The 23,823-nt window shown below is 34.4% G+C and carries 21 protein-coding genes and 2 pseudogenes; 2 read left to right on the top strand and 21 right to left on the bottom strand.

The window, feature by feature from the left end; translation table 11 throughout:
• Nucleotides 1-27: 27 nt before the first annotated feature.
• From Y7E_RS0111290 to Y7E_RS0111215, 15 genes and pseudogenes are all read right to left on the bottom strand, one after another.
• Complete coding sequence (locus Y7E_RS0111290) at nt 28-915, bottom strand: cell wall-binding protein EntA (RefSeq protein ID WP_017151363.1); 888 nt, start codon at nt 913-915, stop codon at nt 28-30.
• 526 nt (nt 916-1,441) lie between these two features.
• Nucleotides 1,442-2,008, bottom strand: a complete 567-nt coding sequence (locus Y7E_RS0111285) for a DUF2812 domain-containing protein (protein ID WP_017151362.1) — start codon at nt 2,006-2,008, stop codon at nt 1,442-1,444.
• The gene (locus tag Y7E_RS0111280) at nt 1,995-2,312 is read right to left on the bottom strand and encodes a PadR family transcriptional regulator (protein ID WP_017151361.1); all 318 of its coding nucleotides are present in this window, start codon (nt 2,310-2,312) and stop codon (nt 1,995-1,997) included. The genes Y7E_RS0111285 and Y7E_RS0111280 overlap by 14 nt, the downstream gene beginning before the upstream one ends.
• 244 nt (nt 2,313-2,556) lie before the next feature.
• Nucleotides 2,557-2,937 (bottom strand): annotated as a pseudogene (locus Y7E_RS29545) (DUF6262 family protein).
• On the bottom strand, nt 2,930-5,041 hold the full coding sequence (locus Y7E_RS0111270; RefSeq protein ID WP_017151359.1) for a tyrosine-type recombinase/integrase: 2,112 nt from the start codon (nt 5,039-5,041) through the stop codon (nt 2,930-2,932). The pseudogene Y7E_RS29545 and the gene Y7E_RS0111270 overlap by 8 nt, the downstream one beginning before the upstream one ends.
• 13 nt (nt 5,042-5,054) lie before the next feature.
• Nucleotides 5,055-6,176, bottom strand: a complete 1,122-nt coding sequence (locus Y7E_RS0111265) for a tyrosine-type recombinase/integrase (protein ID WP_017151358.1) — start codon at nt 6,174-6,176, stop codon at nt 5,055-5,057.
• Nucleotides 6,177-6,427: 251 nt separating this feature from the next.
• Nucleotides 6,428-8,287: a PTS fructose transporter subunit IIABC gene (locus tag Y7E_RS0111260; RefSeq protein ID WP_017151357.1), complete on the bottom strand. Its 1,860-nt coding sequence runs from the start codon at nt 8,285-8,287 to the stop codon at nt 6,428-6,430.
• 12 nt (nt 8,288-8,299) lie between these two features.
• Entirely contained in the window at nt 8,300-9,211 is a 912-nt protein-coding gene (gene pfkB, locus Y7E_RS0111255; protein WP_017151356.1) for a 1-phosphofructokinase, read from the bottom strand.
• On the bottom strand, nt 9,208-9,960 hold the full coding sequence (locus tag Y7E_RS0111250; RefSeq protein ID WP_017151355.1) for a DeoR/GlpR family DNA-binding transcription regulator: 753 nt from the start codon (nt 9,958-9,960) through the stop codon (nt 9,208-9,210). The genes pfkB and Y7E_RS0111250 overlap by 4 nt, the downstream gene beginning before the upstream one ends.
• Before the next feature lie 159 nt (nt 9,961-10,119).
• On the bottom strand, nt 10,120-11,283 hold the full coding sequence (locus Y7E_RS0111245) for an iron-containing alcohol dehydrogenase (protein ID WP_017151354.1): 1,164 nt from the start codon (nt 11,281-11,283) through the stop codon (nt 10,120-10,122).
• Nucleotides 11,284-11,498: 215 nt separating this feature from the next.
• A complete protein-coding gene (locus Y7E_RS0111240) occupies nt 11,499-12,041 on the bottom strand; it encodes a DUF420 domain-containing protein (RefSeq protein WP_017151353.1) in 543 nt (180 codons plus the stop codon).
• A 320-nt stretch (nt 12,042-12,361) separates the two neighbouring features.
• Nucleotides 12,362-12,673, bottom strand: a complete 312-nt coding sequence (locus tag Y7E_RS0111230; protein WP_017151351.1) for a hypothetical protein — start codon at nt 12,671-12,673, stop codon at nt 12,362-12,364.
• Nucleotides 12,674-12,759: 86 nt separating this feature from the next.
• Nucleotides 12,760-13,668 carry a BC_2427 family protein gene (locus Y7E_RS0111225; RefSeq protein ID WP_017151350.1) on the bottom strand — a complete coding sequence of 303 codons (909 nt, stop codon included), beginning with the start codon at nt 13,666-13,668 and terminating at the stop codon, nt 12,760-12,762.
• A gap of 138 nt (nt 13,669-13,806) precedes the next feature.
• Complete coding sequence (locus tag Y7E_RS0111220) at nt 13,807-14,421, bottom strand: CsxC family protein (protein ID WP_237741383.1); 615 nt, start codon at nt 14,419-14,421, stop codon at nt 13,807-13,809.
• 327 nt (nt 14,422-14,748) lie between these two features.
• Nucleotides 14,749-15,444, bottom strand: a complete 696-nt coding sequence (locus Y7E_RS0111215) for a CsxC family protein (protein ID WP_017151348.1) — start codon at nt 15,442-15,444, stop codon at nt 14,749-14,751.
• Between the two features lie 548 nt (nt 15,445-15,992).
• On the opposite strand from Y7E_RS0111215, the gene Y7E_RS0111210 reads away from it, so the two are divergent.
• Together Y7E_RS0111210 and Y7E_RS0111205 are read left to right on the top strand one after the other, a co-directional pair.
• Entirely contained in the window at nt 15,993-16,808 is an 816-nt protein-coding gene (locus Y7E_RS0111210; protein ID WP_026049177.1) for a formate/nitrite transporter family protein, read from the top strand.
• A 101-nt stretch (nt 16,809-16,909) separates the two neighbouring features.
• Complete coding sequence (locus Y7E_RS0111205; RefSeq protein ID WP_003199316.1) at nt 16,910-17,182, top strand: HU family DNA-binding protein; 273 nt, start codon at nt 16,910-16,912, stop codon at nt 17,180-17,182.
• Between the two features lie 87 nt (nt 17,183-17,269).
• Here the strand turns inward: Y7E_RS0111205 and Y7E_RS0111200 are convergent, their stop codons facing one another.
• The 6 genes and pseudogenes from Y7E_RS0111200 to Y7E_RS0111175 all read right to left on the bottom strand — a co-directional run bounded on the left by Y7E_RS0111200 (nt 17,270) and on the right by Y7E_RS0111175 (nt 23,815).
• Entirely contained in the window at nt 17,270-17,575 is a 306-nt protein-coding gene (locus Y7E_RS0111200) for a metal-sensing transcriptional repressor (RefSeq protein WP_017151346.1), read from the bottom strand.
• A gap of 226 nt (nt 17,576-17,801) precedes the next feature.
• Nucleotides 17,802-19,816: pseudogene (locus Y7E_RS29540) on the bottom strand (LTA synthase family protein).
• 295 nt (nt 19,817-20,111) lie between these two features.
• Nucleotides 20,112-20,933 (bottom strand): alpha/beta hydrolase, encoded by an 822-nt coding sequence (locus Y7E_RS0111190; RefSeq protein ID WP_017151344.1) that lies wholly within the window; start codon nt 20,931-20,933, stop codon nt 20,112-20,114.
• A 25-nt stretch (nt 20,934-20,958) separates the two neighbouring features.
• Nucleotides 20,959-21,777: an ABC transporter ATP-binding protein gene (locus Y7E_RS0111185; RefSeq protein WP_017151343.1), complete on the bottom strand. Its 819-nt coding sequence runs from the start codon at nt 21,775-21,777 to the stop codon at nt 20,959-20,961.
• Between the two features lie 15 nt (nt 21,778-21,792).
• Complete coding sequence (locus tag Y7E_RS0111180; RefSeq protein WP_017151342.1) at nt 21,793-22,815, bottom strand: FecCD family ABC transporter permease; 1,023 nt, start codon at nt 22,813-22,815, stop codon at nt 21,793-21,795.
• Nucleotides 22,808-23,815 carry a FecCD family ABC transporter permease gene (locus Y7E_RS0111175; protein WP_017151341.1) on the bottom strand — a complete coding sequence of 336 codons (1,008 nt, stop codon included), beginning with the start codon at nt 23,813-23,815 and terminating at the stop codon, nt 22,808-22,810. Before Y7E_RS0111175 ends, Y7E_RS0111180 begins: the two co-directional genes overlap by 8 nt.
• Between the last annotated feature and the right edge of the window lie 8 nt (nt 23,816-23,823).

The raw sequence follows: 23,823 nt of genomic DNA, 5'->3' as shown, positions 1-23,823 counted from the left end.
TGGATTTATTTTTTAACAACAATAGCATTATTTTAAAATTTTCACTTTAACAGATTTACGTCCCCATTTGTTAGCAGCTGAATCAGAGCCAACTAGAACGTCGATACAGTTACCTTTAATTGCACCGCCAGTGTCACCAGCGATTGCTTCTCCATATCCTTCTACCCATACTTTTGATCCTAGTGGAATCACTTTCGGGTCAACAGCGATCATTTTCATGTTCGGATTTGCTGTTAGGTCATGACCCATTGCAGTTAATACACGACCGCCATATGTGCCATTTTCGCTCGGATGAGCTGTATATGCTGTAGCTTCAACTGTTAGCTCACGACCACCTGCAGGAGCATTTGTTGTTGCTGCTTTTACTGCTGGCTTAGGAGCCGGTTTTTCTTGTGCTACTGGCGCTTGAGGTTGAGTTTGAGCTTTAACAGGTGCTTCAGCTTTAGCTGGAGCTGGCGTTTCTTGTTTTTCAATAACAGGTGCTGTACCTGTTAAGAAAGGAACATGAACATAAGCCGTTTTCCCGTTATATTCGAATTGTAACCACCCATTTTGTACTTGGTTCGTTGTTTTAATCATATCGTCTTTCTTAAGCGTACCAAGAATTTCTGAGTTTGCGTTCGCTTCAGCACGTACGTTTAATACGTTTGCTGTTACGTAATAAATGCTTTTTGTGAATTCTGCACTTACGAATACGTCTTTACCATTTAATTTGATTTGTGACCATCCGTTTTCTGTATTTGTAACATCTAATTTATGACCATTTAATACTTTACCTACAACTTGTGATTCAGTAGTTGGGTTCTCGCGTACATTTAATACTTCTGTTGTTACAACAGTTTCTGCTTGTGCAGAAGTAGTGAAAATCCCAAGACCAAAAACCGCTGCCGCTGCTATACCAATTAATTTTTTCATGAATAGCCTCCATTCGCTTTGTTTTCGTGTCCTCATTATAGCAACAGTTTTTTAAGAGGTTTAAGATATCACACAATTACAAACGATTCGTAATCAATCATTAATGCTTTGTAATATAAAATAGAATAAAAGAAAATAGTATTCTATATGTATTTTCAAGAGTTTCAATCGTTTTTTTCTTTTAAAAAGTCATATTTTTTTGCAATAAAAGTAATAGTATTACCATCTTGTTACAAAAAAACACTGAAACATTACAAATTCCAGTTACATTATGTCTTTTTATGCAATAAATCTTTTGTATTTTAATATTCGTATATAGCTGACATTAAAACTCAAAAAGGACAGCTATCCTTTCATTATCAAGACCTAAATTAAAAAAAGATAAATAAATTAAAGGAGATTACATATTTTATATGACTAATATGTAATCTCCTTTCTTATTCCACAATCGCGCCCGACTGTGGTAGATACATTATCCTCAATTACTTCTTTGAATTAAAAACAGTTCATAATTAATCTCCTCGCATTATTTTTCTTTTAACATTGAATACTTTCGATAAACTTTATAGAAACTGATACCAAAAAAAACAAACAGAAGTGTGGGAGACAACTTCACAAGGACAAATGGAGTTTCAAATAAAAATGCCTTCCAAAATAATGAATCTTTCATATTCCAAAGACCTTCATGATATAATCCCGAATCCTTGTAAAACATATAAGAATAAGCTAAACACAGCGTACCCAACCAAAATGAATAACCCATTAATCTTTTATAATAATTACCCTTTGATTGGCGATCCGAGAAGATTTCATTTTGATCATCATCTTCTTTTTGCCAATACCGTATTCCACTAAGCCAGGCCCCCTTTATATAGTTCCAACCGAAATCCTTATATATCCCTTTGTATTCAACCAACTTTTTCTTAGGTAAATAATCTTGATAATCAAGTCGCATAACATATCTCTTGTCAGTTTTTTCGAAAGTGTATATTCCTAATCCACTAATATTTGTACAACGATAGCCTTTTTGTAATTGCTCGTTCAGCCATTGCTCCTCTTTTTCAATATCAAAAAACATCTTAAATTTCTTCATTCGATTCACTTCCTTCGTACAGGGATAAAATATGCAATAGCCTGTTTTGTTCCATTTTCAAAATGGCACTTCCTTCCGCAGTTATCATATAAACTTTTCTCCGACCTGACTCTCCAACAGGCTCAATCCAACCATGCTTATTCAAGTTTTCAATCGCACCATATAATGTACCAGCTGCTAAAATAACAGTACCGTTACTTATCTTTTCTATCTTCTGCATTACGGCATAGCCATGGAGTGGCTCACGCATAGCTAATAAAATATAATGCATGGTTTCAGACAACGGTAATAATTTATGTTTCATATCCTCATCCTCTATTCAGTTTGACTATATAGTTCAACTTAATAATAACATAATACAGTTCAACTGAATAGTCAACGACATTTTCAAAATCAGTCAAAGAAACTTAAAGTAAAAAGCTTGATAACAAGGGGGAAATCAATCTAAAAAGTCGCTTTCCCTTACGTAAGGAAAGCGACTTTTTGTGTAGTCTTATTCAATTAAATGGCCCGATTGTTGGAGAAGGAGAACGACGTTCTCCTATTGACTATAACTTCTTATATACATCTGCGTAAGCTACTTTCATTTGCTCTCTTAATTGCTTATTTTCATCTTCCAATTGCTAATTTTTCCTTTTTAGGGAAGCGATCAGGGCATCCTTGTTACTTTCATTCATTTCTCGCTTTACTTGTTTCGGTGTAGGCACTTGTGACTGTTGATTTCGTAATGTTTCAATTCTCGAACGAAAGCTCTTGTTGTTATAGAGTGTTGCTTTTGATACATCAGCTTCGCTAGATACACTGTTAAAGTTTATTTTTTCATTTGCCTCTATAAGCCTTTTAATGGCTTCATCTACTTTTTTATGGGTATTTGCTTTACGTTTGGCATGAATTACTTTCAAATGTGCAGAACGGTCATATTCAGCCATGTTTAACACCTAACTTTCGTTTCATGCGGTCTTGTCTACCAAAGATAACATTTCCTTCTTGGAGGGTATTTAAAATGTTTTGGTAACGTAGTAAATTCTTTTCGTTCTTCTCCGCGATATCTTCTCGACCTCGTTGTTTTGCTATTTCAATTGCCTTCCTGGTTGTTTTAATGTGCAGTTTATACTTTTGTTTATCTAATTTTGAAAAGCCAACTGCTAAATCCTTACATGGTGTTTGGTTAACACCACAAGTAAGACAAGGTGGTGCTTCCATATGAGGGCAACTTCCATTTAATCGAGCGTGACACGTTCCATAAGGGTTGTCCATCGCATTTAACTTATGATCCTGCCATAAGGCATCCAATATATCTGTTGGAATATCTTCTCCTGCTTTAATTTCTTGTACTTCACCATTTAAGTCAAAACTAAAAACACCTTGCTTTATGACTGACTCAAATGCTTTTCTTTTTGTATCATCTAATAGCTTTGCATACCGTAGGGTCATTTCAGGTGATGAGTGAGCCAATAACTCTTGTACTGTTAGAATATCCGCGCCACCATTCAACATTTTTACTCCATAAGTATGTCGGAACTGGTGAGTTTTGAAGTGAAATAAGTCGCCATTTTCATCCTTAATGTTTTTTTGATGTGCTAATTGATTTAAATAATCTCTAATAAAACCTTGGGTAAATGGTTTACCTTTTCGTGTACCACGATAACGAACAAAAACATACCCTTCGGGATTGTTGTCTTGATTGCTAAGTTTTTTGGATTTCTCGATAAGGACCGCTAGAATATTTGCTAATTCATCATCAATTGGAATTCTATGCCCTTTTACATATGTTTTTTCAATATCCGTTTCAATAGAATATTTTCCATTGAGTTTTACTAAGCAATCAGAAGTTAAACCTAATACATCAGAAATTCTAAGTCCTGTTTTAAAAGCAATCCATATCACCGGTATAACATCACTATGTAGATCATTGAGTTGAGTAAAGAGTTGCTCTAATACATAGTCAGGTATATAGTCAATTTGATCAATTGATTTTTTTCTTAACTTCGGTTTATCTTCTGGAAAAATCAATAATCGTACAGGCGTTTCAGGCGCAATGTCGTATTCATATCGCTGAATATCTTCAAGAAACTTTTGTAAGATTGACAATGCTGTATTTATATATAGCTCAGGATGCGAGTTCCGTTGTTTTAAATTATTTTTAGCGTATTCATGTAAGTGTTTAATATACTTTTCAATATGTGTTCTTTTTAAAGGCTTTAAATTCTTCCATGCTGGTTCTAATGAAAATATAAAAGTAAAAAACTTTGATAAGTAATTCTGATAAATCGTTGCTCTACCGAATGAAAAATTATTTTTGCTAAGCAATCGCTGTTTAACATACTTTTTTACTTGTTCTTGAACCTTTCTGTCAATCTTTGAGAAATCGAGGTAATAGTTGGGCCTGCTTTTGTTATAATTAATATCGTATTTCTCATGTAAAATACGAACATCCCATCTATCTTTTTCCCATCCATCTTGTTTATCAGTGTATTGGGAGAGTGTAGTATAAATAGTTCTTAGAAAACCGGCTACTGGGGTTTTAATATAACTATCATAATTGAATTTTTTTCGATTATAATGAGTTTTAATTCCTTTATTATGCAACCAAAACAAATACTCTTTTTCAGTTTTATCGATATCCAACTCCAATAGGGATGATTGTTTGGCATATTTTTCGTTTAAGAATTCCGACATTCGTTTTAACGGTGCATTATTACCATTAAATATAGTCTTAATTGTCCATAAATCGTTAAACAATTGCTGATAATAGACATATTTCACTTCTAAATTGATTGAAGGATTGCAAAATCGAAAACGAACATTTTTGGCTGGAAAGTTATGGTTTGCTATCAATTCTTCGAATTGCTTGATTCCACCGATAAAGTTAATATTCCATTCGTCATTAACTAAGAAGTAAGGATTAGTTACTTGTTCAATGGAAACAGAACCATCTACATGTATTATTTTTTCGTTATAAGCTGAAAGTTCTCGTTGTAAACCTTCGTGAAAGTCTATGTTTTCTACCTGAACATTTTTGATTTGTTTCATGCAATAATTCCTCTCAATTATTTTTATTTATGCTAAATTCGGACTGTGCTTTATTCCAATCTTCTCTAATATCTTCATCCGAAGGATGTAGGTATAGGTTCATTGTTGTTTGAATTTGAGAATGTCCTAATCGTTCTTGTACTTGCTTAATATCCTTTGTTTTCTGGTAGAAAATTGTAGCGTGTGTATGACGAAATAGGTGAGGATGTAGGCTTATCTCTGTTTTCTTTTTTAAACGCTTAAATAGAGACTCAACGTTCCAATATTCCATTGGTTTTCCCACATCTTTTCCTCTCAGTTTTACAAAAACAAAGTTTGAATCCAATTCTAATTCATCAAGCACTTCATACAAGTAATCATCATATAAATCCATTAAGGATGGTGATACATAAATTTCACGTTCTCCTGTTTTTAACATCGCACCGTTTTCTAATTCCCCTCGTTCCACCAAACGAATCCGATGCCCTTTTTTATGGTCATAAACAAAATCCTCCATGAAAAGAGAGAGAGCTTCTCCAATACGCAATCCCGTTTCAAATAACAGCTGAATTAAGAATTTATCTCGTATATTAGTAGTTGCTTGTAATACTTGTTGTACTTGTTCTTTTGTGAGGGTTTCTACTCTTTTGCGTGGTTCTTTTAACTTCAATATGTTTCTGTTTGATGGCTTGTCCCTATTAACATGGTGTAAAAAACTTTTGTAACGTGAGTATCCTCCTGTAAATACTTGCTTCATTAACTTTTCCATCATGTCATTTTGTACTTCTTCATTTCGATAGAGGTATTCATAGAAGTTTGCTATAACGGTAATTGTATGGTTAATTGTTTTTTCCGTTCGCTTTGCTTTCTTTTGTTGGAGAGGAGTGACATTTGAACTCTGATAGGGGCTTCTTAACCACCCTACAAAGTCAACTAAATCTTCTAATCTAATAAACTTGTAATCTTTGTTTGTTTCTTCTAAGTAGGTATAAAAATGTTTTAAGGAGTAACAATATGCTTTTTGAGTATTGGGTCTTTTCCCTGTCTTATCTAAATACTTTATATATTTCATAACTGGCATTACAGGGAATCCTTCTTGATCCAGTAATATGTATCTTTTGCTGTTATTCTCTAAGACAACCTCTTGCACCCTCATAGTACTTCACCCCTAAAAAGATATTAACGCTCGGTCTAAAGACCTCACGACGCATCCCACTATGGGATACGTCCTCCACCTTAAGTGTACATACTTTTCTAAATATTATATACATATTGAACTGTATTTTTAATATCTGTATAACTTATCTGATATGTATAAGAAAAGAGGATATATGCTCATATATTGAACATAATATCCTCTTCCAAGTTTAGTCTATTTAATAGTTAAGCAGCTGTCCTTTTTGAGTTTTATGAAATTTTCTTTTTCCATCCCCCTAGCATAAGAGCCGATACTACAGAACCTATTAATATAGAAAGAATATATAAAACTGGTTTATTTACTAATAATATGACAAATATTCCACCGTGTGGCGCTGGCAATGTAATTCCAAATAACATCGATAATGCACCAGCGAGACTTGAGCCAACAACACAACTGACAATCACACGAATTGGATCAGCTGCTGCAAATGGTATTGCCCCTTCTGTAATAAATGATGCTCCCATAATATAGTTTGTAAAACCTGATTTACGCTCTGCTTCTGTAAATTTCGCTTTAAAGAATGTCGTCGCAAAGGCAATCGCAAGCGGAGGTACCATTCCACCAGCCATAACAGCGGAATGCACACCAAAGTTTCCAGCCTCAATTGCAGCAATCCCAAATGTAAATGCTGCTTTATTAATAGGGCCTCCCATATCAACAGCCATCATTCCACCTAAAATAAGTCCTAATAATATAGCATTTGCACCACCTAACCCATTTAACCAACTCGTTAATGCCTCATTTAATGCCACAACAGGAGGGTTTACAACTTTCAACATTAATAACCCTGTAAGTAACAAACCCAGTACCGGATATAATAAAACAGGTTTAATTCCTTCTAATTGCGCTGGTAAACCTGCTAATATTTTCTTTAAACCAAGTACAATATATCCAGCTAAGAAACCAGCAATTAATCCACCTAAAAATCCTGCATTGTCTTGCGCTGCTAAAAAACCGCCAACAATACCAGGCATAAACCCTGGACGATCCGCAATAGAACTCGCAATAAACCCAGCCAATATCGGAACAAGGAATTGGAACGCCCCTTTACCACCAATTGACATTAACGTTTCTGCAATCGGTCCTTTAGTATCGATCCCACCGAAGAAAAAGGCTAGTGCAATTAAAATACCACCACCGACAACAAACGGTAGCATATTACTTACACCGCTCATCAAATGCTTATAAATACCAAATCCTTTTTCCTTCTCTGTTCCCTCTACTTTTCCACTTTCTTTTATTCCTTTAAAAATTGGAGCTTCTTGATTCACAGCTTGATGGATCAACTGCTCTGATTTCCGAATACCATCTGCAACTGGTACTTGAATCACATGCTTTCCAGCAAAGCGATTCATTTCTACTTGCTTATCTGCGGCAACAATAATAGCTGTTGCACGCTCAATATCTTCTTTTGTTAACCCATTTTTCACACCAGTAGAACCGTTTGTTTCGACCTTAATCGCAATTCCCAATTCCGCTGCTTTCGCCTTTAGACTATCCGCGGCCATATATGTGTGAGCGATACCAGTCGGACAAGCTGTTACCGCTAGTACATACGGTTCATTTCCTTCGGGCTTTGTTACTTCACTAAGTTCATCTTCTTGTTCGTTTTCATTTTCTTCTTCATCGAACAATTCAAGAAGCTCCTCTTCACTTTTTGCTTCTAATAACTGTTTACGAAAAGTTTCGTCCATTAACATCGTAGATAAGCGAGATAGCGTTTCCAAATGTGTATTATTTGCTCCTTCGCTAGCCGCAATCATAAAGAATAAATGAGCTGGTTGTCCATCAAGCGAATCATAGTTGATACCGCTTACACTGCGTCCAAAACAAATAGCTGGTTGTTTGACCGCTTTTGTTTTTGCATGTGGAATAGCAATTCCTTCACCAATTCCAGTTGTACTTTGCATTTCACGCTGTAAAATGGCCTCTTTAAATTCCGCTTGACTGTTCAATCTCCCTGCCTTTTCTAGTTTCCCTACTAATTCATCGATGACAGCCTCTTTTGCTGAAGCTGTCAAATCCATGATAATTGTATCCCTTTTTAAAAGCTCTGTAATTTTCATATTCTGTTCCCCCTACCGCTTTGTAATCATTACTTGCGATAATAATTCCTCTACTTTATCTTTCGTACATAAATCCGCTGAAAAAGCTGTTGCACTTCCCGTTGCTACGCCATAGCGAAATGCTTCTTCAACATCTTTCATTTTTTCATATATCCCCACAAAACCAGCAACAAGAGAATCACCTGCTCCAACAGAATTGATAACTGTTCCTTTTGGTACGGTTGCCTCATATACTCCTTCATTTGTAAACAATAAAGCTCCATCTCCTGCCATAGAAACAATTACATTCTGTATACCTTGCTCAATTAACTTTTTACCATATGGAATAATTTCTTCTATTGTTGAAAGCTTTTTTCCAAATAACTCTCCAAGCTCATGATGGTTTGGCTTTATTAAAAATGGCTTATTTTGAATTACATGCTGAAGCACACTTCCACTCGCATCAACAATAACGTTAATGTGACGTTCTGCTCCAAAAGTAGCAATTGTTTCATAAAATGTTTTTGGAATTGACGCTGGAATACTGCCAGCTAATACAAGATAATCATCAGCCTGCATTTTTTCAATTTTTTTCATCAACTGACCGAGCTGTTCATCCGTAATAACAGGCCCTTGCCCATTCAGTTCTGTTTCTTCCTGTCCCTTTATTTTCACATTAATGCGTGAATCTCCATCTACATGAACAAAATTCGTCTTAACGCCTTCACTTTTCAAAACATCTTCAATAAATTGGCCTGTGAATCCACCTATAAAACCAAGCGCTGTATTCTCTATTCCAAGCCGATGAAGCACACGGGATACATTAATCCCTTTCCCACCAGGAAATTTCATATCTTGTTCCGCTCGATTGACAGTTCCCAGATTGAAATACTCTGCTTGTACAACATAATCAATCGATGGATTTAAAGTAACTGTATAAATCATCGTTTATCAACCTCAATTACATTTGTTTTTCGCTTATATTCTTCTTGCTCTTCTTCTAACACATTTGTAATAATTGTCGCTTCTTCAATACTTGCAATTTTCGCAAATGCAACTTCCGCAAATTTACTTTCATCTATTAAAAAATAACCTTCATTGGCTAATGTTAATGCTATTTTTTTTAGCAATGCTTCTTCAGGATCCGGTGTTGTATATCCAAGCTGTTCATGCACACCATTCGCCCCTAAGAAACACTTATCAAATCGATACTGCTGCATACTTTCCTGTGCCATTGCACCAATTAATGCTTTTGTCCGACTCTTCATCATCCCACCAAGCAAGTAAGCACGAATATTATTTTCAACTAACGCTTCAATGTGCATCAGTCCATTTGTCACAACTGTAACTTCTTTATCTATTAAATATGGAATCATTTCAAAAGTTGTACTTCCTGCATCTAAATAAATACAATCACCTTTTGCTACAAAAACCGCAGCATGTTTAGCGATTTTCTTTTTCATTTGAATGTTTTTGGCCGATTTTTCAACCATCGTAGGCTCTTCACCTTTTCCAGTTAATACAGCAGCACCGCCATGTACTCTTTTTAATAAACGCTCTTTTTCTAATTGCGCTAAATCACGACGGATCGTTGATTCTGAACTTTTAGTTTCTTCCACCAACTGTTGTAATTTCACTACTTTTTTCTCTTTCACAAGCTGTAAAATTAGCTGATGACGTTCAGGAGTTAACATATCACTCACCTCTTCTTTGATTACATTATAATGAAACCGAATTCAAAAATCAATCATAAACAATCAAATTCATTCAAAATAAATCACTAACCGCTCAATAACAATCAAAAAAACCTTCTTGATACGTAGCAAGAAGGTTTTTCAAATTATCTTTATCCTTTACAATGAAGCTCTATAAATCGCTATCACATCTTGTTTATTTAACTTTTTAAAATGACCAAACTCACCATAAACCATTGCTTTTTCAGCCATTACATCAATTTTCTCTTCTCCAATTTCATAATCAGCTAAACGAGACGGTGCTTCAATTGATATCCAAAAACTTCGCAAGGCTTCGATTCCTTCTAAGGCAATTTCCTTATCCATTTTTCCTTCTGTCTCTACATTAAACACATGCACCGCGAATTGTTTAAAGCGTTCTACGTTTTCATCTAAAACATGCTTCATCCAATTTGGGAATAAAATCGCTAAGCCACCACCATGTGGAATATCATATACAGCTGAAACAGCATGCTCAATATTATGCGTTGCCCAATCACCGCGGACTCCCATTGCTAAAATGCCATTTAACGCCATTGTTCCGCAATATAAAATCGTTTCTCGGTGCTCATAGCTTTCTAAATCGTTTAAAAGTTTTGGAGCTGTTTCAATAACTGTTTTTAAAATAGATTCACAATAACGGTCTTGTAATTCTGTATTTGTACCTTGATGAAAATATTGTTCTAATACATGTGACATAATATCAACCATACCATAAATGGTTTGGTTTCTTGGGACAGAAACTGTATGCACTGGATCTAAAATAGAAAACTGCGGGAAAGTAACAGGACTGCCCCATCCATATTTTTCATTCGTTTCCCAATTTGTAATAACAGAACCTGCGTTCATCTCAGAACCTGTCGCTGCAAGAGTTAGTACTGTCCCAAATGGTAAAGCCTCATTTGCAAATACTTTCTTTGTCACGATGTCCCATACATCACCATCATATTTACTACCTGCGGCAATTGCTTTCGTACAATCGATCACACTTCCACCACCGACAGCTAAAATAAATTCAATATCATTTTCTTTGCAGATTTGAATTCCCTTGTTTACAGTTGATAAGCGTGGATTCGGTTCAACACCTGTTAACTCAAAAATTTCTGAATCAATTTCTTTTAAGATAGAGATTATATTATCATATATACCATTTCGTTTAATACTCCCCCCGCCATATACGAGAAGAACTTTTTTACCATACTGAGGAATCTCTGCCTTTAATTGCTCTAACTGCCCTTGACCGAAAATAAGCTTTGTCGGATTACGAAACACAAAATTTTGCATAATTCTCTCCCCACCCTTTCAATATAAAAGCTACTATACTTTTGTATAACATATTTTGTTCATTTCACAAAAATATTTGCTTCATAAAGTGAAACTTCCATCAGTGAGAGTTATCTCTCAGCAATCACTTCACCTTTCTCTAAATCTTGAGGTGTGGATATTACTGTCTGATAATTGCGGAATAAAAAAATCCCAGCCAAAAGGCTGAGATTTTTTTATTGATAATACGGTGAAATCATTAAGTAAACGATAACACCAGAAAGACTTACATATAGCCAAATTGGCATTGTCCAACGTACAATCTTACGATGACGAGTCAATTGATTTGTAAAACCATATACAAGCGAGAATAATGCAAGCGGTACGATAATTGCTGCAAGGAAAATATGCGTAAGTAAAATAAAGAAGTACACATATTTAATTACTCCTTCTCCACCGAAATGCGTCGCTGGTGCCAAGTAATGATACGTTAAATAGGAAACACAAAATAACAATGTTGTTGTAAATGCTGCAAGAATAAAACCTCGATGCATCTTTACATTCTTTTTAATGATAGAAAACAGTGCTGCCAATAAAAATACAAATGTAAAGCTATTAAAAATTGCATTTAACATCGGCAAAATTGTTACATCAAAATGTACTTCTCCTTTGTAACCAACAGGTCCAAAAAACAAAAATAAAATAATCGCATTGACGACCACAGAAAGCGTTATCACAATAGGAGCATAGCTCTTCTGATTAGTTAATCGATCCGTCAAATTGTTCACTCCCTCTTCCTCTTCTACATATGTACAATTAACCTCACTATTTTAACATATTATTCACAGTGCAAATGTGACAATACTTTGACACACTGGCATCGAACAAAGAAAAAATCCTTCTTAATCATACTTCTCAAGAAGGATTTTATCGCTTTATTATTGAAATAGCAATTCGTTTAGTTTTTGTTAAAAAACATGTCACTATATGCTTGAAAAATCTCTGATATTTGATATCCCATTAAAGAAATCGCTGTTAATGAAAAGAAACCAATCATAAGAAATCGAAACCACATATTATTCTCCTCCTTGTATATAGCTTATAAACAATACGCTGCATTACAAGTCGGATAGCAATCTCCTTCTTTGTCTTCTTTTTTCTTCACAATTACTGTTATAAACCGAATCATAAAAAATGTAATAAAAGGAAGTTCCATCTGCTTTATATTGACATAGCTAAGCAATGATTCCTGCTCTATATCGGAAGGAGACGAGAAGGAATAGAACATACCTTGCTCTTCCATGTACAAGATTACGAATTTCAAACAAAATAAAATCCCAAGAAACGAAACAATATCTTGCCAATCGGTCGTATACAATACATTATAAAGCTCTAATACGTACTCTTCCATCATTCCCCTCCTTCTTTTTTTATCATTTTCCTCGCCCTTTTATAAAAAGTCAAGAAAAACATTTATACACACTATGGAAATAGTGTTTATATAATTTCCACTTTCACTTCTTGTTCTTGCAATAATTGAACGATTAATTCGAGCACCATTTTTTGTAGTAACTGATACCTAAATGATTCATTACTTTGCTCATTAGAACACCCTATTGTATACTCAATGCGCTGCACAACATAGCCTTCTACCAACAATTTTCCTTTTTCAATTGTTACTGAATGCTCTTTTGCGTTTAGAACTTTTTGAGCAAAAAATTTACTATCTGTTAAAACAATTTCTTGTGAAATTTCTTTAATTTCTACTTCTTCTTGAAACATCACTCTTTCTTCTAAACTAATTTCCGTTTTATACTTTCCTATTTCAACTGGCAGTTTCGTCGTTACATAGTTACTGCTTTTTTTTTCGTTTCTCTGCTTTGAATTCAAATTGTGTATTGGAACCCAAAAAGATTGCTCTAACTGATTTTTCCCGCTATGTTTTATATAACTCTCACTCGAAAATTCTAGAAAAATCCTCTTTTCAAAAAGTTTTGAAGAAATTAAACGACAATATGGCTGTTCGTTATAATGATGTACTGTAGCTAACAACCTTGTATCTAACTCACGAAATGTTTCATTCTCTTCGTTTTGAAATACAAATGCTTCTTCATTCGTGCTATTCATAATAGGCGAGATTAAAAAACCAGTCACTTCAGCAATAGTAGAAAAGGGGATTCTCACTGTCATCAAACGTCCTAGCCTTCCTGCTTTTAATTCAGAAGGTGAATTATCTTCCCTCTCGATCTCTGAAGGTGAGCTTTCCTCAACCTCATGCTCTGGGGGAGAACTTTCTTCTAACTCCATCTCTGAGGGAGACTTTTCTTCTATTTCCAGCTCTGGGGTCCTTTTATGCTCAGAAAAAATTTTATCTATCATTTCATTACCAATCCATGGCTTATTCATCGTCAATCACTTCCTAACTGATGAATTGAAAGACATATGTATTATTTAAAACCTATAATCGTTTCAACATTATATATGTTTTATAATAAAAAAAAAGACATCAACTTTTATTATAAAAAGACGATGTCTGTCTATTTTTTAAACTTGTACTTGCTGTACTTGTAAGATTTTCAAAGTAAGATCTAGTACGATTTTTTTACGAAGTTTGCTACATGACTTGTTCAAGTTTGTCAAACATGGTGAAAAATCAAACTCATAAAAATTAGATCTGACTAATTCACAATACGGTTGTGTATTATAAAAAACTGAATTTCCAAAGGAAGTTTTATCTAACCGCATTAAATGCCCCTTAGGATTAATAAAATGGGATGTAGTATCTAAAAAAGCTACCAATAAAGGCTGGATTTTAAAATCACCTGTTGTCAAATCTAAACATCTAGAAAACGGAATATTAACAATTCGATTATACAATAATCCATTACACTGATCGGCAACATATTCAATGCTTTTTCGAATATAGCCCTCTACAAATAGTTTTGCTTTTATGACCCGGCGATAATTCGTACCTGGTACTGACGTAAACGCTACAGGAACTAACTTACAGTGTGTTAAAAATATATTTTTTGACTCACGTTTAATTTCAAGCGCCAAAGGATCCAATGAAATAGTCGCTTCCACAACAATTTGAATTGTTCTCTCTGCTAATACAACCGGGATTTTTACAATTGGTGTTGTAGGTGTACTTCCCTCCATCTTAATCTCAGAATATGAGCTTTCTTCCCCTTCACTCTCTAAAAATGGGTTTTCTTCTATCCCAATCTCTGAAGGTGAACTTTCTTCCACTGCACTTTCTGAAAATGGATTTTCTTTCCCCTTCAGCCTCGAGATTATTTTATGCTCAGAAAAAAATTTATCACTGATTTTATTACCCATCCATGGTTTATTCATCATCAATCACTTCCTAACTGATGATTTTTTTTAATATGTATTTTTCAAATATACATAACCGTTTCAACATTATATATGTTTTATAACAATAAAAAAGACATCATCTTCATATGAAAGATGATGTCTTTTTTATTATGAAACTTCTACTTGCTGAGTTTGTAAAACTTTCAAAGTAAGATCTAATACTACTTTTTCACGAATCTTATCAAATTCTTTATTTATAGGTGTAGGGCATGGAGCGAAATCTAATTCAAAGAAATCTGCACGTATTAATTCACAAAACGGTTGCTCATTATAGAAAACAGTATTTTCAAAGAAAAACTTATCCAAACGAGGGAAATCGCCATCTTTAGGATTAATGAATTGTGATCTATTTGCGGAACCAGCAGCGATAAGTGGAAGAGTGATGAAGTCATCTTCAGTTAAATCAGCAAAACCAGAAAATGGAACATTCGCAGTTCGATATTGAAGGCTTCCATTACAATCCTCAGTAGCATATTCAATATTTTTACGAATATAGCCTTCTACAAATAATTTTGCTCGCGTTACTTCACGGTATCCTGTTTCATTAAAGTCTTGGAACGCAACTGGTACAAGTTTACATTGTGTTAAAAATACATCCTTTAACACGCGTTTAATTTCAACTGCTGCAGGGCAAAGGTCAATATTTGCTTCTACGACAATTTGAATTGTTCTCTCTGCCAAAACAACCGGGATTTTTACCCGTGCACTTTGTCTAACAATAGCTGGTGCATCTGAATCATTAAGTGGAATTTGAGTTTGGCCTGGAACTTGACATGGTACGTTAATTGGACATTTTTCACTCATATTTTACATTCTCCTCTTTATAAAAATTTTAGAGTTTTAAAAACTCATATGCTATACCTTATGTATGTTTTCTATTAATGGTCTAGGTTTGTATAATAGTCAATTTTATTATTTTATAGAAAAAACAAATCTCTTATACTTACTCACATATAAACATTACACCGTATGCCTTTCATTTTTTTGAGTACACTATCATCTATTTCACTTGAATTCTTTACCACGAATTGACAAAATTATTAAAATTATGTAACATGAATTTATCGACACAATATGCAATGTGTGTACTTTTTATTCATATTTCATTGTTGATGAAAGATTCTACAGAACAACTCTAAGTAATCCCTACTTTTACTTACCAAGATGAGTCTCATTTTTGGTGTTTTTTTATGTATATTCCGAAAAAATATCATCTTAACGTTCTGAGAAAAGAAAACCCTTAATCGACGGGCTTTGCTTATTCCAACAGATTTATCAAATTAACTATCAATGAGGCGGAAAAACTCATGAATGGAAATGAAGTAATTTATCAAAATATGGAGGGAGTATTTATGTCTGTCTATACACCACAAGAAGTTACTGAATTGGCCGCAATTTCAGGTCAAAAAAAAGCACTTTTACCACTATTACCCATGTTAATTCTGGGTTTTTTTGGCGGCGCTTTCATCGCGTTAGGTTACTTACTTGATATTCACGTTATTGGAACAATGCCAAAATCTTGGGGATCTTTTACTAGTTTTCTAGGAGCAGCTGTTTTCCCTATCGGTCTAATCCTAGTTATCCTTGCCGGTGGTGAACTAGTGACCGGTAATATGATGACCGTATCAATTGCTTGGTTTTCAAAAAAGATCTCTTTCTCTAAGGTATTAAAAAATTTACTAATTGTGACAATTAGTAATTTTGTTGGCGCTATATTTGTAGCTTATTTTTTCGGCCACATCGTTGGATTAACAGAGGGACAATTTTTAGCAAAAACCGTATCTATCGCTCAAGCAAAACTCCATGATACACCATTACAAGCATTTATCTCTGCTATTGGGTGTAACTGGCTCGTTTGCTTAGCGGTTTGGTTAAGTATGAGTAGTAAAGAATTCACTGGAAAAGTCATTGGCATTTGGTTCCCTGTTATGACCTTTGTTGCAATTGGCTTTCAACATGTTGTTGCCAATATGTTTGTGATTCCAGCCGCCATCTTTGCAGGGCATCTAACTTGGATGGAATACTTACCGAATTTTATTGTCGTCTTCTTTGGAAACTTAGTCGGTGGTATGCTATTTGTAGCTTTACCATACTTCTTAGCTTATAACAAACAAGGACACTCAAAAAATAAAACAACTGAATTAAAGAAAAAATCTGTAACTGCTTAACAAAAAGAATTTAATAGAAAACTCACAGTACACTTGTTCTCTTCTCTTTTATACGTTATAATAACAACTTAAATAGCATTATTTACATATGAGGTGAAGAAATGAATAAAACAGAATTAATTAAAAATGTAGCACAAACAGCTGAAATTTCTCAAAAAGAAGCTACTGTAGTTGTACAATCTGTAGTAGAGTCTATCACAAACACTTTAGCTGCTGGTGAAAAAGTACAACTTATCGGATTCGGTACATTCGAAGTTCGTGAAAGAGCTGCTCGTACAGGCCGTAACCCACAAACAGGTGAAGAAATGCAAATCGCAGCTTCAAAAGTACCTGCATTTAAAGCTGGTAAAGAACTAAAAGAAGCAGTAAAATAATAAAAAAGTAGCCTTCTCGCTTATGAGAAGGCTGTTTTTTCATTCCGTTAATGTGGGCAAGCCAGTTAAAATCACTAGCTTGTTTCATTACGCTTTTGAGAATCGTTCAAACACTGTCATTAACTCTTCAATTGCTTCGTCTCCATTACCATCTTTAATAGCATTAGACACACAATGATTTGTATGATTTTTAAGTATTCCTAAACCAACCTTCTTCATCGCAGCATTAATAGCTGAAATTTGCACTAAAATATCCACACAATAGCGGTCATTTTCAATCATGTTTTGGATACCACGTACTTGCCCTTCAATTCTCTTTAACCGATTCATGATTTGTTCTTTTTCTTTATCCGACCTATGGGTAGTAGCTGCTTCATTTTCATTATGCTTCATTTTATCACCTTCTTAATGTTGATCTTCGTCCATATATAAACATACTGCCTCCACGAGTACACCAATTATAGCATTAAATATCTATGAGATGATACCCCGTATAAGTATTGGCTCATAACTTATCTCATATCTGTTCATTACTTTTTATCAGTGTTAACAAATCACAAGGACCTCAGACAAAAAAGATGTGGAGAGAAATTTCTCCACAGTCTTTTTGACATTCCAATTATGAAAATAATATATCTTTACTATATTGTTTTCCAATTAATAAATCATATTGAATTAATTGATACTGCTTTAACATTTCTTTTTGCTCTGCATTTAAATTTATCTTTTCTCCATCCCGATTCACTTTTAAATCATCTTTTAACACAGGGATTTCCTCTTGCAATTTGGATAAAAATTGATAGAATGGCGACTTATTGATTCCTATATAATCAAATACCATATTTGAAAAATAAATCGGACTCACCATTCCTAAATCATCATTTTGCAATGGAAAATTCGCATAAACTAGCAATGGAGTTTCTGACATAGCCAATCTTTCCTGTACCGTTTTCTCCGCATTTATATATCCAGCCTCTTTATAAATCGATTTATTTACTCCTAATGCTGGTAGATGGTCTCCAAAGAACACCAGCAAAGTCGGTTCTGATAAAGCATTGATTTCTTCGATTAAATATTGAAGTGCTTCATCTGATCGTCTCAAGCCTTCTGTGTATTCTTCTAATTGCGCCTTCGACTCTTCATTTAATCCTTCAATCTTTGTTCTCGTTTCTTCATATCTTCCTGGAGAAAATGGAAAATGATTTTGCATCGTCACAGCATGAATAAAAGTAGGTTCCTTCTCAGCTTTTAACTCATCCATAATTTCCTTACTCATAGATACATCACTAACATACCCTTCTCCATCTTGTTCCTTATGCTTCATCGTATCATATGCATTAAATTTATCAAATCCTAATATACTGTATACGTAATCACGCTTAAAGAAATTTCGGCCAAATGCATGAATTGCTGTCGCATGATAACCATTTTTTTTGAGTTCACTAACAATAGATGGTATTTCCTTCTTTTTCGGAATCGCTTGCTGATACGGTATAGATCCTGGATTTAAAAAACTCATAGAAATAACTCGTTAATGCTTCAAATTCGGTATTTGCAGTATTACCACCGAATGTTGGTGAAATCGTTTGTCCTGCTGGGAACTCACCTATATAATGATGAAGATTTGGCAGGGGATCTTCACTAAAAGTAAGATTTGTTAATTTCGTTGGGTCCCAAAATGACTCACTCATTATAAGAATAACATTTGGCTTGTCCACTTGTTTCTCACTCGCAACATTGTGCTTATAATTGTTCTTTATTTTATTTGCAATTTTGATGACATTGTCTTTTGTATATTCATCAGGCTCTTTAGCAACTGTTGTATCTAAATTACTAATAAATCCTAAAATCGTACCATTTTCAGTGTAATTGGCCCATTGGTCCCACAAGACAAAATTTACATCCCATTTTTGAAACCATTTTCCTACAAAGCTATCAGAATAATTCGCATATATATAGAAAATCCACATATAACTGATACTGATAATCATTCTTATTACCAAATGGATTTTTATGGGTTTAATGTACTTGCGAAGATACATGATAAGCAAAATACTACATACTATTCCTAATATACTTATCCATATAGACTTTGTATGAATAGAATCCATTACCATTGGTATTACAGATTGCAAATGAGCAATTTGGGTAAAATCAGATGGATAAAATGGATCTCCTCTAAAGAAAATTTTTAAATAGTTAATAGTAGAAAATACAAGAAATAAAATACTTGTGAAAACACTACTAAAAAATACACTGCCACTCAAAGCATACGTCAAAATATACATGATATAAATGAGCACAAAACTAAACATAAAATGTGCCACATGTCCATACAGCCAATCCACTGTCTTGAATACATTTAGTTCATTCTGCATATACATTAGAAATACACTCATTGTATTTGCTAATATGAATAATACCGCAAATACATAAACTAGTGACTTTAGCTTCCTTCTTTCACCTATTCCTTTGTAAGAGAGTGTTAAATATATTGCTCCCCCCCCACAAAAGAACGTAACTAATAGCTAGAGGCAGCTTTTGATTCATATAAATTTTAGCTCCCTCTAAGCCAAACATCCTCAAAGATAAAAAAAGACAAACTATTAATAGCAGCGCGATCATACTGCTCATAATAACTCTTATTAATATATTTTTCTCAGGATTATTTAATAATGGTATTCTTTCCAATATTACCCTCTCCTCTCAGATGCGAATAAACAATATATGTATTGTACTACATTTTACCATTACTATAAAATATCCCTAACTACTAGTTAAAGACTAGACGCTAATTTTTATTCACAACTATTTAGCCAAATATATAATTTGCCTATCCTATCAAACAAAAAAGACCCTATAGAGTAGACTATTTCAAATGTCTCGTCTATAGGGTACAGTTAATTTTCAAATCCCTTTCTTGGTTATTCTAGCATCCGTTACTTATAAACCTTAGCGCTCTACTCAAAGTTGTTGGTACCACCGATGCATGGTTCTCTCCTTCAGCTTCATAAAATACAAATCGAAGCTTATTATGTTGTAACTTCAACAAACGCTCTGATAATGCATTGGCATCTCGAACCATATGTTCTCTTTCTAGTCCTCCCACCGTAAGAAAGACTCCAACTTCAGAGTTCGCTCTATTCAGTTCATTTATAAACACTGCTTCCTTATCAAGGACAGACTGGTTGTTCCACCAAATCGACGGGCTACTGATGAAATAATTTTGAAAAGCATTTATATTTGTAAACAATACATGTAAAGCAAATAATCCACCAAGTGAATGCCCAAATATTGTTTGTCTTTCTTTATCAATCTCAAAATTCTTTTCAACTTGCGGCTTCAATTCATTTTGAATAAATTCTAAAAACTCACTTGCCCCTCCTGACTTAGGCCACGGTTTTCCATCAGGTTTTGGTGGTGCATCACCTGAAGGTGAGGAAGGAGTAAAGTCATAGCATCTTTCAGAAGCTGCAAAGGTTCCTTCTATCGGATAACCAATACCAACAATAATAGATGGTGCAACTCCTGTTTTTTCTGCTCTTACCGATTGAATTTTAATAGCCTCTTGAAACGTTTGGAAAAATGCATTTCCATCCAATACATATATAACGGGATATCCAGAGTCTGGAGCAGGTTGCTTTGGCATCGAAATATAAATTTGATATTCACGATTCTCTGTTTTCGAATGCACCTTCCATTGCTCTGCACCTGAAATGGTAACATCTTTTTTTTCAATATTCGTATTCATGGCATTCTCCCCTCCTTTTATCATTTTAACTAGTTACATATATTTCCGTATTTTCTTCTTGGAATACACTGTCATAACCAAAACATACAGGAGACCCATTATACGGATCTATCATGACGCGTGCATCAATATGAAACACACTTTTTAATACTTCATTGGTAATAATATCTACCGGGCTCCCGCTTGTAATGATTTTCCCTTCTTTCATTGCGATAATCTCATCTGAAAATCGTGCTGCATGATTAATATCATGTAAAACCATAGCAACCGTACATTTATGGTCTCTGTTTAATCGTTCAACGATTTGCAGTACTTCTAATTGATGGGACATATCAAGATATGTAGTTGGCTCATCTAATAATAATACTTCCGTTTCTTGCGCTAACGCCATGGCTAACCATACTTTTTGTCTTTGTCCACCCGATAAATTTGCAATTTGGCGTTTGCGAAAAGCTGTCGTTTTTGTAATATCCATCGCCCATTCAATAATTTCTTTGTCTTTAGATGATATTTTATTTACATTATTACGGTGTGGATATCGCCCGTAAGAAATCAACTCTTCTACCTTCAGTTCCCCTGGAGCAATTGGATTTTGCGGAAGTAAAGCTAGCTGCTTTGCGATTTGTTTTGTAGAAATCGTATTTAAATCTTGTCCTTGCAAATACACTTTTCCACTTTTTTGCTTTAAAATCCGTCCCATTGTTTTTAATAATGTAGATTTCCCGCACCCATTCGGTCCAATAATCGTCGTTACTTTACCTTCTTGTATCTCTACATTCAAATCACGAAATACCGTGAATTTTTCGTAGCTTGTTTCTAAATCCTTTGCACTTAGAACACTCACTTCCTATCACTCCTTTTACGCCTTCGCTTTGTATAGCAAATATAAGAAATATGGTACACCAACAATTGAAATGACAATTCCAACTGGCAACTCCACAGGTGTAAAAATTGTTTTCGCTATAAAATCCGAAGCAATCACAAGTAGCATTCCAATTGCTCCGCATACAGGAATTACATGCTTATGCTGAATACCAACTAGACGTTTCGCAATATGCGGCGCCATTAGCCCAATAAATCCAATACTTCCTGAAACAGAAACACAAGCGCTCACTAATCCAATACTACTTAATAATAAAATAGATTTTTCTCTTTCTACCGAAACTCCTAAACTTGTGATACTCGTCTCTTCCAATTGAAATAAGTCGAGCAGATACGCTTTTCTTTTGATAATTGGAATTAAGATAATAAGCCACGGCAACATCGCAATAATATATTTCCAGTTTGCATTATATATACTTCCCGAAACCCAAACAGCGGCCATTTCAAAGTCAGTTGCTTTCATTTTCAATGATACATACATAGAAAATGCTCCAAATCCTGAACCTATCGCAATCCCTGTTAGCAAAAGACGTTGCGAATCTAATCTTCCATTTCGCCAAGAAAACATATAAATTAATATAGCAGCTCCTAGCCCGCCGACTAAGCCAAACAACGGCATCATCATGATTGAAATCCAATCTGTGCTTTTTATTTGTCCTTGGAAGAAAAACATAAAGATAACGATTGCAGTTCCCGCTCCTGCATTAATTCCTAAAATACCAGGATCAGCTAAACCGTTTCTTGTAACCCCTTGAATAACAGCACCTGCAATTCCAAGACCTAATCCTACTAACCCTGCAATTATTATTCTCGGAAGCCTGAAATCAAATATAACTAAATCATGTTCAGGCACTGGATCAATTCGAAAGATTGTTCGAAATACATCTGTAATCGTAATATCAAACGTGCCATTTGTTAAACTAATATAAATTGCACTCAAAATTAAAAAAATGATAATACTCATTGTCATTACATAACGTTGCAGTGAGCCTCTAAGCATGCTTCTCTCCTCCTCTTGTTCTAATTAAGTAAAGGAAGAAAGGAATTCCAATTAATGACGTAACGACTCCTATTGGTGTTTCAAATGGATAATTTACAAATCTACTTAATACATCACATAAAGCTAAAAAAACCCCGCCAATTACACCAGCACACGGTACAATCCATTTATAATCTACCCCAATTAAAAAGCGAGTAATATGAGGAATAATTAGTCCTACAAAACCAATTTTCCCAACTAATGCAACCGCAGTCCCAGTTAAAAATACAACAGCTATAATTGCAGTAGCTTTTACAAGCTTTGTACGTTGTCCTAAATTAATAGAAACCTCTTCTCCTAACGAAAGAATCGTAATAGATTTTGAGATAAGAAGCGCCAGAATAACACCCACTAAACCAAAAGGAATGGCTAACTTTAGTATATTCGGATCCACTTGATGTAATTTTGCGTTATACCAAAGACTAATATTTTGCGAAACTTGAAAATAGGAAGCAATTGCAGCTGAAATACTACTTAAAAATGTACCTATAACAGTTCCTATAATCGCCAACCTGACTGGTGATAATCCATTTCGAAGTAATGAACCAAAACCAAAAACAATTCCGGCTCCTAATGCTGATCCAAGCATAGAACATAAAATCATACCTACTGAAGACATTCCCGGAAGAAATACCATACAAATTGTAATTACAAATGCAGAGCCATCTGTCACACCCATAATAGAAGGGGATGCAAGATAGTTTCTTGTCATCCCCTGCATAAGTGCTCCTGATATGGCTAGAAATGCTCCTACTAATAGAGCTCCAACTACTCTCGGTAAACGAGAAGTAATAATAATATTATGATTTACATTCCCTGAGTCAAAATGAAACAGTGCATTCCAAGCTGTTTCAAAATCAATATTTTTTGCCCCATATAAAATAGATAGCATAATCGTCAGTAATATCAATACGGGTGCTAAACATAAAATTATCATTGGTACTGAATTTATTTTCCGCATATCATTCA

This window comes from Bacillus bingmayongensis, from assembly GCF_000299035.1.
GTDB classification, from domain to species: domain Bacteria; phylum Bacillota; class Bacilli; order Bacillales; family Bacillaceae_G; genus Bacillus_A; species Bacillus_A bingmayongensis.
This window is presented reverse-complemented; position numbering and strand designations above follow the sequence as displayed.

Coding starts and splice junctions, on each gene's coding strand:
- Y7E_RS0111290 (WP_017151363.1), bottom strand. CDS start 915: ATGAAAAAATTAATTGGTATAGCAGCGGCAGCGGTTTTTGGTCTTGGG.
- Y7E_RS0111285 (WP_017151362.1), bottom strand. CDS start 2,008: ATGAAGAAATTTAAGATGTTTTTTGATATTGAAAAAGAGGAGCAATGG.
- Y7E_RS0111280 (WP_017151361.1), bottom strand. CDS start 2,312: ATGAAACATAAATTATTACCGTTGTCTGAAACCATGCATTATATTTTA.
- Y7E_RS0111270 (WP_017151359.1), bottom strand. CDS start 5,041: ATGAAACAAATCAAAAATGTTCAGGTAGAAAACATAGACTTTCACGAA.
- Y7E_RS0111265 (WP_017151358.1), bottom strand. CDS start 6,176: ATGAGGGTGCAAGAGGTTGTCTTAGAGAATAACAGCAAAAGATACATA.
- Y7E_RS0111260 (WP_017151357.1), bottom strand. CDS start 8,287: ATGAAAATTACAGAGCTTTTAAAAAGGGATACAATTATCATGGATTTG.
- pfkB (WP_017151356.1), bottom strand. CDS start 9,211: ATGATTTATACAGTTACTTTAAATCCATCGATTGATTATGTTGTACAA.
- Y7E_RS0111250 (WP_017151355.1), bottom strand. CDS start 9,960: ATGTTAACTCCTGAACGTCATCAGCTAATTTTACAGCTTGTGAAAGAG.
- Y7E_RS0111245 (WP_017151354.1), bottom strand. CDS start 11,283: ATGCAAAATTTTGTGTTTCGTAATCCGACAAAGCTTATTTTCGGTCAA.
- Y7E_RS0111230 (WP_017151351.1), bottom strand. CDS start 12,673: ATGGAAGAGTACGTATTAGAGCTTTATAATGTATTGTATACGACCGAT.
- Y7E_RS0111225 (WP_017151350.1), bottom strand. CDS start 13,668: ATGAATAAGCCATGGATTGGTAATGAAATGATAGATAAAATTTTTTCT.
- Y7E_RS0111220 (WP_237741383.1), bottom strand. CDS start 14,421: ATGGAGGGAAGTACACCTACAACACCAATTGTAAAAATCCCGGTTGTA.
- Y7E_RS0111215 (WP_017151348.1), bottom strand. CDS start 15,444: ATGAGTGAAAAATGTCCAATTAACGTACCATGTCAAGTTCCAGGCCAA.
- Y7E_RS0111210 (WP_026049177.1), top strand. CDS start 15,993: ATGTCTGTCTATACACCACAAGAAGTTACTGAATTGGCCGCAATTTCA.
- Y7E_RS0111205 (WP_003199316.1), top strand. CDS start 16,910: ATGAATAAAACAGAATTAATTAAAAATGTAGCACAAACAGCTGAAATT.
- Y7E_RS0111200 (WP_017151346.1), bottom strand. CDS start 17,575: ATGAAGCATAATGAAAATGAAGCAGCTACTACCCATAGGTCGGATAAA.
- Y7E_RS0111190 (WP_017151344.1), bottom strand. CDS start 20,933: ATGAATACGAATATTGAAAAAAAAGATGTTACCATTTCAGGTGCAGAG.
- Y7E_RS0111180 (WP_017151342.1), bottom strand. CDS start 22,815: ATGCTTAGAGGCTCACTGCAACGTTATGTAATGACAATGAGTATTATC.
- Y7E_RS0111175 (WP_017151341.1), bottom strand. CDS start 23,815: ATGCGGAAAATAAATTCAGTACCAATGATAATTTTATGTTTAGCACCC.